Here is a 12568-nt window from a genome sequence, read left to right as displayed (position 1 = left end):
CGGCCTGGTAAAGCGTAGTAAACAATCTAAAATCTAAAATCAGAAATCTACAATAAAAAAATCCCGCCTCAACTAAGAAACGGGACTTCGTAGATATTCTCTTTTTTTTTATTTTTAAACTGTTGCAGCAATTTCTTCTGGCAACGGAATTTGATTTTTAAGTAAATCTTCGAATGTTTCGGCTTGACGTATCAAGATTCCTTGTCCGTTCATCCAAAGAACTTCGGCTGGTTTGTATCTTGAGTTGTAGTTCGAAGACATTGAGAAACAGTATGCTCCGGCATTTTTGAAAGCTAAAATGTCACCTTCGGTAATTTCCTGAATTCTGCGGTTGTTTGCAAAAGTATCTGTTTCGCAAATGTATCCTACAACAGAGTAAAAACGCTCTTTTCCTTTTGGGTTTGAGATATTTTCAATGTGGTGTGAAGATCCGTATAACATTGGACGAATTAAGTGGTTGAAACCACTATCAACTCCAGCAAATACTGTAGATGTTGTTTGTTTTACTACGTTTACTTTTACTAAGAAATGACCTGCTTCGCTCACCAGGAATTTTCCTGGTTCGAAAATCAATGTTAAATCTCTTCCGTATTCTGAACAGAAAGCGTTGAATCTTTTAGATAATTTTTTACCTAATTCTTCGATGTCTGTTTCGATATCGTCTTTTTTGTAAGGCACTTTGAATCCGCTTCCGAAATCTAAGAATTGTAAATCTTTAAAGTGTTTCGCTGTATCAAAAAGGATTTCAGCAGCATACAAGAATACTTCGATATCTAAAATATCAGACCCTGTGTGCATGTGAATACCCACAATGCTCATTTTTGTGTTCTCTACAATTCGTAAGATATGCGGAATTTGGTGAACAGAGATTCCGAATTTACTATCGATATGTCCAACAGAAATATTTGCATTTCCACCCGCCATTACGTGCGGATTGATACGAATACATACTGGAATATGAGGATGTTTTGTTCCGAATTGCTCCAGAATTGATAAATTGTCGATATTGATTTGTACACCCATTGCGGCAACTTCTTCGATTTCTTCAAGAGAAACTCCGTTTGGTGTAAAGAAAATTCTTTCGGGTTCATAGCCAGCGTGAAGTCCTAACTGAACTTCCTGAATTGATACAGTATCTAAGCCAGACCCCATGTTCTTTAATAACTGTAGAATCGCAACGTTTGACAATGCCTTCATGGCGTAATTAACTCTTAAGTTTTCTACCTTAGAGAAAGCTTTAGTTAATCTGTTGTACTGAGATTGGATTTTTTCAGCATCGTAAACATACAATGGACTTCCAAATTGGTCTGCTAACTGCAGTAAATCTTTTGCTTGCATTTTTAAAATTATTTTAAGCAAAGTTATTACTCTTTTGTGTATCAACAAATAAAATACAGAAAAATAACAAATTATAACAAATTGTTTTATTTTAAACAAAAAGTTGTTGTTTTTGGAGTTTTATAACTATTATTAGGTACAAAGGGGCAGAGGCTCAAAGGTACAAAGTTTTTTTCGCCACGAATTTCACGAATTGCACTAATTATGAATGCTACTGAAAAATAAAATTAGTAAAAATTTGCGCAATTGCTTCGCCTGTTCGCTACGCTCGGGTTGTGGTAAACATAAAAAACAAAACCCCTGAATGCAAATTCAAGGGTTTGTCGAATAGTATGTGTTGTGTTTTTTATAGTTCTTATAGGCTAGGAAGATCTCCTTTTCCTTTAGTAGGCAAGTTGGTAGATCCCATTAGGAATAAATCTACTTCTCTTGCTGCTTCGCGACCTTCTGAAATAGCCCATACAATTAATGATTGTCCTCTTCTCATATCACCGGCAGTGAAAATGTGAGGAACGTTTGTCTGATAGTTGTGCGCTTTATAGTTGCTTCTCATATCAGTTTCGATGCCTAATTGCTCGCTTAATGTTTTCTCCGGACCTGTAAATCCAAGAGCTAATAATGCTAAGTCGCAAGGCCAGATTTTTTCAGAACCTTCTTTTTCGATTAGTTCTGGTCTTTGTCCCGGAGTCATTTTCCATTGTACTTCAACCGTTTTCAATCCTGTTAATTCCCCTTTTTCGTTAGAGATGAATTCTTTAGTATTGATTAACCAGTTTCTGTCACAACCTTCTTCGTGAGAAGAAGATGTTTTTAACTGTAATGGCCAGAAAGGCCAAGGAGTTGTTTCGCTTCTTCCAACTGGAGGTTTTGGTAAAATCTCAAAGTTAGTTACCGATTTAGCTCCGTGTCTGTTAGAAGTTCCAATACAGTCAGAACCTGTATCTCCACCACCAATAACGATTACATCTTTACCAGTTGCTTTAACTTGGTCTGGAATAGATTCTCCGTATAAAACTTTAGTTTGTTGAGTCAAGAAATCCATTGCTTGAACAACGCCTTTGCTTTCGATTCCTTTAGTTGGCAAGCTTCTTCTTTCAGTTGCTCCTCCGCATAAAACGATAGAATCGAATTGGTTTAATTCTTCAACGCTGAAGTTTACACCAACATTTACATTTGTTTTGAAAGTGATTCCTTCTGCTTCAAGAATCGCTACACGACGGTCGATAATTCCTTTTTCTAATTTGAAATTTGGAATTCCGTAACGTAATAAACCTCCAATTGCGTTGTCTCTTTCAAAAACAGTAACCGTGTGACCAGCTCTGTTTAATTGTTGAGCAGCAGCAAGACCAGCAGGACCTGAACCAATTACAGCTACAGTTTTTCCTGTTCTAGTTTTTGGCGCTTGTGGTTTAATCCATCCTTCAGCAAAACCTCTTTCTACGATGCTTTTCTCGATGTTTTCGATAGAAACTGGATCTTTGATGATTCCTAATACACATGATTTCTCACATGGAGCAGGACATAAACGACCTGTAAATTCTGGGAAGTTGTTAGTAGATTGCAAAATTTCTAATGCACTCTGCCATTCTTCCTGATGTACCATGTCGTTGAAGTCAGGAATTAAATTTCCTAACGGACATCCGCTGTGGCAAAAAGGAATACCACAGTCCATACATCTTGATCCTTGTTCTTTTAATTTATCTTTTGGTACCGGAATAGTAAATTCGTTGTAGTTTGAAACACGTTCTGCAACTGCTAAATTACTTTCGTCGGCTCTATTATATTCTTTAAATCCGCCTATTTTACCCATGACATTTTAATTAGATTTAGTTGTGAGATGTGAGAGGAAAGATGTAAGAAGTGAGTTGAAACTCAAACCTTAGTACCTTTGAACCTTAGCACCTCAGAACCTTTTTTAATTAGCTATTAATTCTTCTATTTGTTTTTCTTCTGCAATTCGTTTTAATGCTTTTTTGTAATCAGTCGGCATTACTTTTACGAAGTGCTGTTGTTCATTTTCCCAGTCTGCTAAAATTCTCTTAGCTAATGGACTGCTTGTGTACAATGAATGGTTTTTGATCAGTTTTCTTAGTTTAGTAACGTCCTCTTCTTCCAACGGATCGAATGCAACCATTTCCATGTTACAAACTGTCGAATCGAATTTCTTTTTCGGATCGTAAATGTAAGCTACACCACCGCTCATACCGGCAGCGAAGTTTCTTCCAGTTTTTCCTAAAACTACAACTGTACCACCTGTCATGTACTCGCATCCGTGATCTCCAATTCCTTCTACAACTGCTGTTGCTCCAGAGTTTCTCACACAGAAACGCTCTCCTGCGATACCATTAATATAAGCCTCTCCGGTAATAGCTCCGTAAAGGGCAACGTTCCCGATAATGATGTTGTCTTCAGGTTTAAAAGTCGCAGTAGGAGGTACTTTTACAATTAGTTTTCCTCCAGAAAGACCTTTTCCTAAGTAATCATTACAGTTTCCGTGAATTTTAAATGACAATCCGTTTGTTGCAAATGCACCAAAACTTTGTCCGGCAGAACCTTCAAAATCAACTAAAATAGTGTCAGCAGGTAATCCTTGTGCGCCATAAATTTTTGAGATTTCGTTACTCAAAATCGCACCTACAGAACGGTCTGTATTTTTGATTTTGAAAGTAACTCTCGTTTTCTCTTTTCTATAAATAGATGGAATAGCTTCTTTGATGATGTCGAAATCCAATACATTTTCAAGAGCGTGATCTTGAGTTGTTGTATTATGATTTGGAACCGTTTTCGCTTTTTCCGGTTTGTATAGAATAGTCGATAAGTCTAAACCATTAGCTTTATAATGTTTGATAGCTTTGTCTACGTTTAATTTTTGAGACTGACCTACCATTTCTTTTAAAGTTCTGAAACCTAACTGAGCCATGATTTCTCTTAACTCTTCAGCAATAAAATACATGAAGTTGATTACGTGCTCTGGAGTTCCTTTGAAATTTTTTCTCAATTCTGGATCCTGAGTTGCAATACCAACCGGACAAGTATTTAAGTGACAAGCTCTCATCATGATGCATCCAGAAGCTACAAGCGGAGCAGTAGCAAATCCGAATTCTTCAGCACCTAATAAAGCGGCGATAGCCACATCACGTCCTGTTTTCAACTGTCCGTCACATTCTAAAACTACACGGCTTCTTAAGTCATTCAAGATAAGTGTTTGTTGTGCTTCAGCTAAACCAAGTTCCCATGGAATACCTGTGTGTTGTAATGAAGTTAATGGTGCAGCACCTGTTCCTCCATCATAACCAGAGATCAAGATCACGTCAGCTTTTGCTTTTGCAACACCGGCAGCAATTGTTCCAACACCAACTTCAGAAACTAGTTTTACGTTGATACGAGCTTCACGGTTTGCATTTTTCAAATCATAAATCAACTGAGATAAATCCTCAATAGAGTAGATATCGTGGTGAGGCGGAGGCGAAATCAAACCTACATAAGGAGTAGAGTTTCTGGTTTCAGCAATCCAAGGCACTACTTTTTCTCCAGGTAACTGCCCGCCTTCTCCAGGTTTTGCTCCCTGAGCCATTTTGATTTGGATTTCTTTAGCGTTTGTCAAATAGTTGATCGAAACACCAAAACGTCCTGAAGCAACTTGTTTGATTGCAGAGTTTCTGGAATCTCCGTTAATTTCTTTCTGGAAACGTTTTGGATCTTCTCCACCTTCTCCAGAGTTACTTTTTCCGCCAATTCTGTTCATTGCAATCGCTAAGTTCTCATGCGCTTCTCTAGAGATAGATCCGTAAGACATTGCTCCAGTTTTGAATTTCTTAACGATTTCTGTCCAAGGCTCTACTTCATCAATAGAAATAGGATCTAAATTGTTGAATTCAAATAAACCTCTAATAGTCATTAAGTTTGAGCTTTGCTCGTTTACAGCATTAGCATATTCTTTATAGCTTTCCGGGCTGTTTAAACGAACTGCCTGCTGTAATTTAGAAATCGTAGTTGGGTTAAACATGTGTTTTTCACCACCACGTCTCCATCTGTAAATACCTCCAATTTCAAGAGAAAGCAAGTTTGCAATTTTTGAATTTGGGAAAGCTTTTTGGAAACGTTTTTTCACTTCTTTTTCCACTTCCATTAAACCAATTCCTTCGATTCTAGAAGGTGTGTAAGGGAAATATTTAGACGTAAATGTTTTGTTTAATCCTAAAATCTCGAAAATTTGAGCCGCTCTGTACGAATGTAAAGTAGAGATACCAATTTTGTTCATGATTTTTACGATCCCTTTTGCGATTGCTTTGTTGTAGTTTACAACAGCGTAATCTGCTTTTACTTTTGTAATGAAACCTTTTTCGACCTGATCGTGAATGATTTCGTTTACCATGTAAGGATTGATCGCACTTGCACCATATCCGAACAATAAAGCAAAATGATGCGGTTCGCGTGGTTCAGCAGATTCGATAATGATTCCGAATTTAGAACGAACCTGTAAAATGTTCAAAGAGTGGTGGATGTAAGAACAAGCCAATAACATTGGGATTGGAGCTAATTCTTCGCTAACGCCTCTATCTGATAAGATAATGATATTGCATCCTTCTTCAACTGCTTTATAAGTTGCCTGAACACATTTTTCAAGAGCACGCTCTAAACCGTTAACTCCTTTTTCTATTTTATATAAAGTAGAAATTGTAGCTGATTTGAAATCTGCGTGATCGATATTTCTGATTTTATCCAAATCCTCATTAGAAATAACCGGATTTTGGATTTTTAATTTTTTACATTGTTTCGATTCGATTTCGAAAATATTGAAATCTCCTCCAATTGCTAAACTGATATCGGTAATAATTTCTTCACGAATACCATCCAACGGCGGGTTAGTAACCTGAGCAAACAATTGTTTGAAGTAGTTGTACAACAATTGCGGCTGATCTGATAATACTGCCAAAGGCGTATCGTTACCCATAGAACTGATTGCTTCAGCTCCGTCGCTTCCCATCGGGTTGATGATTGTTTTTAAATCTTCAATTGTGTAACCAAACAAACGCTGTCTTGTTAAGAAATCTAATTTTTCAACAGGAGTAGGGTTGTTTGTGTAAGGAACTTTTGCAAGCGGCAATAAGTTTTCGTCAACCCATTGCTGGTACGGACGTTTTGTAACTATCGCTTTCTTAACTTCCTCATCTTCGATGATACGGCCTTCGTTCATATCAACCAGGAACATTTTTCCTGGCTCTAAACGACCGTGTTGAATAACATCTTCAGGATCGATATCTAATACACCAATTTCGGATGACATAATTACGAATCCGCTATGCGTTAAAGTATAACGAGAAGGACGTAAACCATTTCTATCAAGTAAAGCACCAATTACGTTACCATCTGTAAACGGAATAGAAGCAGGACCATCCCAAGGCTCCATGATACAAGCATTGTATTCATAGAATGCTCTTTTTTCCGGAGACATTGTTTGGTGTTTTTCCCAAGCTTCAGGAACCACCATCATCATTGCCTCTGGAAGAGAACGGCCTGTCATTAATAAAAGTTCAACCACCATATCCATAGAAGCAGAATCTGATTTTCCTTCTAAGATAATTGGGAATAATTTTTTGATATCATCGCCAAAAACTTTGCTCTGCATAAGCTCTTCACGAGCACGCATACGGCTTACGTTTCCACGAAGTGTGTTAATCTCACCATTATGACACATGTATCTAAATGGCTGAGCTAAGTCCCAGGAAGGGAATGTATTGGTAGAGAAACGCTGGTGTACAAGTGCTAGACGAGTTACCAGGTCCGGATCTTTCAAATCAACATAATAACGGCTGATGTCTTCCGGCATCAATAGACCTTTATATATTATAGTAGTTGTCGATAAACTAGTAAAATAAAACATATGGCTTTCAGAAGTTTTAGATCCTCTTACGGCATGTTCTGCAATTTTTCTAGCTGCAAAAAGTTTTGCATTAAATTCATTTTCAGTTAAATCCTGACCGTTTTTCGAAACGAAAACTTGTTTAACTGTTGGTTCTTTTTCTGCGGCTATCTCTCCCAGATTCTCAACTTCAACCGGCACATCTCTCCAACCTAAGATCTTTAAGTTTTGATCTTTAATAGTTGCTTCAAATGCATTAATACAAAAAGAAACCTGGTTTTTGCTTTTTGGTAAAAAAACCATTCCTACTGCATACTCACGCGCTTCAGGGATTTCAAAGTCGCAAACTTTCTTAAAAAAATCATGAGGAATGTCGAATAAAATTCCGGCTCCGTCACCAGTTCTTCCATCAGAACTTACGGCACCACGATGTTCCAATTTAATTAAGATGTCTAATGCTTTGTGAATAATATCATTTGACTTAATACCATTCAAATTACAAATAAATCCTGCACCACAATTGTCGTGTTCAAATTCAGGCAGATAAAGCCCTTGTTCTTTAACTCTCATTCTTGATATTTTTTCTACAAAAATAAAGATTTCGTTAAACATAATGTATTGAAATTATGCTTTTGCTTTCATTTTTGTTGTAATATTAGAAAAAGGGTTCTTAATTAATAATATTGTCATATAAACCGCTGCGAATTGCTAAAAATACAAATCCTCCTAAAATATATTAGGAAAAATCGTCTCGCAGGTATTGGTATCAGTGAAGTTTTTGTTAAATATCAAACGTTTTAGGGATTTTGTGTTAACATTTTCGATACAATTGTTTAATGTTTTTTTTGCGTTGTCTTTAAATAGTCTTCGAACACCCTCCTTATATATTATTAAATTAAAAAAGATTTTACTTTTAAGTTGAATTTTGCTACTTTTGTCGCACTTTTATTCTGAAATAAATTCAGAACCAGACAAATTCTATATTATGAACATACACGAATATCAAGGAAAAGAAATTTTAGCGAGTTACGGAGTACGCGTACAACGCGGAATCGTGGCTAATAATGCAGTTGAAGCTGTGGCCGCTGCAAAACAATTAACTGCCGAAACCGGAACAGGATGGCATGTAATTAAAGCACAAATTCACGCAGGTGGTCGTGGAAAAGGTGGTGGAGTTAAGCTGGCAAAAAACTTACAACAAGTTGAAGAGTTAGCAGAACAAATCATCGGAATGCAGTTAATTACACCTCAGACTCCTGCTGAAGGTAAAAAAGTTAACAAAGTATTAGTTGCTGAAGATGTTTACTATCCTGGTGAAAGCGAAACTTCTGAATTTTATGTTTCTGTTTTATTGAATAGAGGTACAGGACGCAACATGATTATGTATTCTACTGAAGGTGGAATGGATATCGAAGAAGTTGCTGAGCACACGCCGCACTTAATTTTTACTGAAGAAATTGATCCTTCTGTAGGATTACAAGGTTTCCAGGCTAGAAGAATTGCTTTTAACTTAGGACTTTCCGGAAATGCTTTCAAAGAAATGGTGAAATTCATCGATGCACTTTACAATGCTTACATTGGTTCTGATGCTTCTATGTTTGAAATCAACCCTGTATTAAAAACTTCTGATAACAAAATCTTAGCTGTAGATGCTAAAGTAAATATCGACGATAACGCTTTATACAGACAACCAAAATATGCTGAAATGAGAGATATCCGTGAGGAGAATCCAATCGAAGTTGAAGCTAAAGAAGTTGGTCTTAACTATGTTGACCTTGATGGTACTGTAGGATGTATGGTAAACGGAGCAGGTCTTGCAATGGCAACTATGGATTTAATTAAATATGCTGGTTTTGAGCCTGCTAACTTCCTTGACGTAGGAGGAACTGCTGATGCTAAGCGTGTTGAAACAGCTTTTAGAATTATCTTAAAAGATCCAAACGTAAAAGCTATCTTAATTAACATCTTTGGAGGAATCGTTCGTTGTGACCGTGTTGCTCAGGGTGTTGTTGATGCTTACAAAAACATGGGAGACGCTATTAAAGTGCCAATTATCGTTCGTCTGCAAGGAACAAATGCTGAAATTGCAAAAGAATTAATTGACAACTCTGGTATGCCTATCTTATCTGCAGTTCAATTCCAGGAAGCTGCTGACCAAGTTAAAGCTGCTCTTTCTTAATTAAAATAAGAAATCAATTTATATAGAAAAAACCATTCCGAAAGGAATGGTTTTTTGTTTTTATAGCCAATAATGTATATTGTAGAGACCCACTGCAGTGCGTCTACGCAAAGTTTAGCGATGTGGTTACGGTACGTAAGGCGCACAACAGTGCGTCTCTACAATAAATTCTGTGTAAAAAATATAGCCACGAATTCACGAATTATTTTCAATTTTTTAAAAATAAAAATTCGTGAATTCGTGGCAAAAAAAACTTTGCGGGTAAACCGCCCAGTTAAGATTTTTTCTTATTGCCGTTTTTGAAAACCACTTTTTCTACAACAGATGGTTTTCCATTTCCTTTTGGGAATGCTTTCTTTTTAGGTTTTCCGGCTGATGAACCTGATTTTGATGGGCTTTGGTCGCCTCTGTACTTTTCAGAATCTTTAGGTACGGCTTTAAATTCAGTTCTTTCTTTAGAAGTTTCTTTTTTCGGAATTTCAGCTTTATGTTTTGCTAAAACCTCATTTGGGTTTTTCGGATTTTCTTTGGTTCCTCTTAAATGAATCACCAATCCGTTTAGAAAATTTCTTAAAACCTGATCACCGCATTGTACATAATTAGGATGATCTTCGGCTCTGAAAAAAGCGCTCAGTTCTGATTTTGAAATTCTAAAATCTACTAATTCTAAAATTTCGACTATTTGGTCGTCACGGAGCATTAATGCCACGCGAAGTTTTTTTAATATATCGTTATTTGTCATTTTTTATGTTTTGTTTACTTCGTCGGTTCGGCTTTCAGCCTTCGGGTTCCAACTCCTTATTCTATTTTGCAAAGGTACACTATTTTCAAAGTAAATATCAGAATAAAATAACACCGTTTCCGTTTCTGTCCGGATAAAAAGTTTTTCCGTTTACAATTTTAACTCCGCTTGCAATATCTTCGGCCAATAGCAAAGCGCCATCCATATCCACATAATCCAGTTCCGGAAGTAAATGCGCAATTGCAGAAATACCGACAGAAGATTCGGTCATACAGCCTACCATCGTTTTTAAGCCGAGTTTTTTTGCTTCGGCAATCATTCTTCGGCCGGGAGTCAGACCGCCGCATTTCATTAATTTAATGTTTACACCGTGAAAATAATGATGGCATTTTACAACATCTTCTTCGCTGATACAGCTTTCGTCGCCGATTATAGGCAGAACAGAATTTTTATAAACTTCTCGCTGGCCTTCCCAATCAGCTGCTTTTAAAGGCTGTTCGATAAATTCGACGTTGAGGTTTTTAAATTCTCTGGCGTTCATTATAGTTTCTTCAACTGTCCAGGCACAATTGGCATCGACTCTGAAAATTGCATTACTATGTTTTCTAAGTTCTTTTATAATAGCAATATCATCAGGAGTTCCAAGCTTGATTTTGTAAATAGGCCACGGAAGTTCTTCCATTTTCAGCACCATATTTTCGATAGTGTCAATTCCTATTGTATAATTCGTCAACGGATTATGGCTGGTGTTGTAATTCCATAATTCATACAGTTTTTTGCCTTTTTTGCGGGCATATAAATCGTTGTATGCATTGTCAAGTGCGCACAATGCAAAAGGATTGTCTTTTAAAAACGGACTTATTTTTGACCAAAATTCTTCGGGAGTTTCGTTTGAAATTTGTTCAATAATATCTCTGATTTTCTCAATATCATTCTGAATTATTTCGATCGTAATGTTGTAATACGGATTTGAAGTTGCTTCGCCATAGCCTGAAAATCCGTTTTCATATAACTGGACAATAAGTGACGGCTGAAAATCGATTGTTTTTCTGGAAATTCTAAAAGTATGTTTTAGCTTAAGATTGTATTCTCTTAAAATGAGTTTCATGAGGACGCCTGTGTGATTGTATTTTTGACTAAAAGCATAAACTAACTTTTTTTAATCGACATTTTTACCCCAATACCGGTTTGAAGATCAGGTGCGTTGTCGAGATTTAAATCTTCTCTTAAATATACAAAATAAGAGAATCGTTTAGTAGAGTAGGTGCATATAAAACTCCATCCCTCTAAATCTTCGTATAAATGCGAGATTGTTTTCTGCCAGTGTGTGTTGATCCTTTCTCCGGTTAAAATAATATAATTTAAATCTTTTTTCTTGTTGTAAGAGCTTTGAAAATTATAATTAACGCCATAAGAGATTCGGTTATTGTTTCTTAATCGGACTTTGTAATCGATCTGCCCTTCAAAGCTGTACAAAAAATTGCGATTGCTGATATTTACCCCTTCTCCATATTCTATAAAATGCTGCCGAAGTGCTCCGGCGCTGGCTCCAAAAGTTAGAATATTTTTATTTTTGACAATCATTTTTTTGAGGATGGAGGATGAAAAACCAATATCGGCAGCAGGATTGTACTGAGAAGTGTTTATGCCTAATTGTGCTCCAAAATTAAGATAGATACGATGTTTTTTGTTCATTTCTAACTTTGGATAATAATTGTAATTGATGTCGATTCCCGGAATTATAAAATCATTATTATCCATTGTCAAAACCTTGTCGTTCTCATCTTTATACGATATTCCTGCCTGATTTATTCCGTAATGATAACGCGAAAAAGGATCTTTCCCACCTGCGATATTCCGGTGAAACCATTCGATAGATTCATCAGAAGTAAAAAATGAAAAAGGATATTTGCCGCGGTCAAGAGAATTTGAACGGAGACTGAAATTGAGTTCATGATTAATTGTTAGGGGTAATGTAAAAGTCAATCGGTACGATCGAATGACCCCATCGGCAGTAAATTCTTTAGTTTTTGCCGGGACTTTATCTAAATCAAAAGCATACTCGCGGACATGCCAAACTAAATTTTTAGATGTTTCACGATCGTTAGGATCGGTCAGTTCATATGATTTGACATAAGGCAGGACGACGTTACCGCTTGAAACTTCAAATGAAAAGGAGTATTTGTCAGGAGAACGTACGCTGAAATTATGATGTAATCTGGAAATGTAAATTCCAAGAGGATGTGTGGAAAGAACGTAAGGTTTTATAATATCTGAAGAATTTTCTATTTCTTCATTCCAAAACTCATTAGTATTGGATTGTGCCTGAGAAAGCGTGCCACAAATTAAAAAAAGAAAAAAGAGAAAATAATATTTCATTTCAGAATTTAAAAATTTTAATAAATCTACTGATTTTAAGATTTCTAATGAAGTATTTCATTAAAAA

The 12568-nt window shown here is 36.4% G+C and carries 7 protein-coding genes; 1 reads left to right on the top strand and 6 read right to left on the bottom strand.

Going from position 1 to position 12568, the window contains the following annotated elements; translation table 11 throughout:
• Nucleotides 1-114 precede the first annotated feature (114 nt).
• The 3 genes from lysA to gltB form a co-directional block, all read right to left on the bottom strand.
• Entirely contained in the window at nucleotides 115-1338 is a 1224-nt protein-coding gene (lysA, locus tag OZP11_RS08260) for a diaminopimelate decarboxylase (RefSeq protein WP_281234745.1), read from the bottom strand.
• A 355-nt stretch (nucleotides 1339-1693) separates the two neighbouring features.
• Complete coding sequence (locus OZP11_RS08255; protein ID WP_281234744.1) at nucleotides 1694-3148, bottom strand: glutamate synthase subunit beta; 1455 nt, start codon at nucleotides 3146-3148, stop codon at nucleotides 1694-1696.
• A 105-nt stretch (nucleotides 3149-3253) separates the two neighbouring features.
• Nucleotides 3254-7771: a glutamate synthase large subunit gene (gltB, locus tag OZP11_RS08250; RefSeq protein WP_281234743.1), complete on the bottom strand. Its 4518-nt coding sequence runs from the start codon at nucleotides 7769-7771 to the stop codon at nucleotides 3254-3256.
• Nucleotides 7772-8186: 415 nt separating this feature from the next.
• On the opposite strand from gltB, the gene sucC reads away from it, so the two are divergent.
• The gene (gene sucC, locus OZP11_RS08245; protein ID WP_073416988.1) at nucleotides 8187-9380 is read left to right on the top strand and encodes an ADP-forming succinate--CoA ligase subunit beta; all 1194 of its coding nucleotides are present in this window, start codon (nucleotides 8187-8189) and stop codon (nucleotides 9378-9380) included.
• Nucleotides 9381-9654: 274 nt separating this feature from the next.
• Here sucC and OZP11_RS08240 read toward each other — a convergent pair whose 3' ends face one another.
• The 3 genes from OZP11_RS08240 to OZP11_RS08230 form a co-directional block, all read right to left on the bottom strand.
• Complete coding sequence (locus tag OZP11_RS08240; protein WP_281234742.1) at nucleotides 9655-10122, bottom strand: DUF1456 family protein; 468 nt, start codon at nucleotides 10120-10122, stop codon at nucleotides 9655-9657.
• Nucleotides 10123-10219: 97 nt separating this feature from the next.
• Nucleotides 10220-11230 (bottom strand): dipeptide epimerase, encoded by a 1011-nt coding sequence (locus tag OZP11_RS08235; RefSeq protein ID WP_281234741.1) that lies wholly within the window; start codon nucleotides 11228-11230, stop codon nucleotides 10220-10222.
• Between the two features lie 41 nt (nucleotides 11231-11271).
• Nucleotides 11272-12501: a hypothetical protein gene (locus tag OZP11_RS08230; protein WP_281234740.1), complete on the bottom strand. Its 1230-nt coding sequence runs from the start codon at nucleotides 12499-12501 to the stop codon at nucleotides 11272-11274.
• Nucleotides 12502-12568: the final 67 nt, after the last annotated feature.

The sequence above is a fragment of the Flavobacterium gelatinilyticum genome (assembly GCF_027111295.1).
Lineage (GTDB): Bacteria > Bacteroidota > Bacteroidia > Flavobacteriales > Flavobacteriaceae > Flavobacterium > Flavobacterium gelatinilyticum.
Note: the sequence above shows the minus strand (reverse complement) of the source record. Positions and strands in the feature narration are given on the sequence as shown.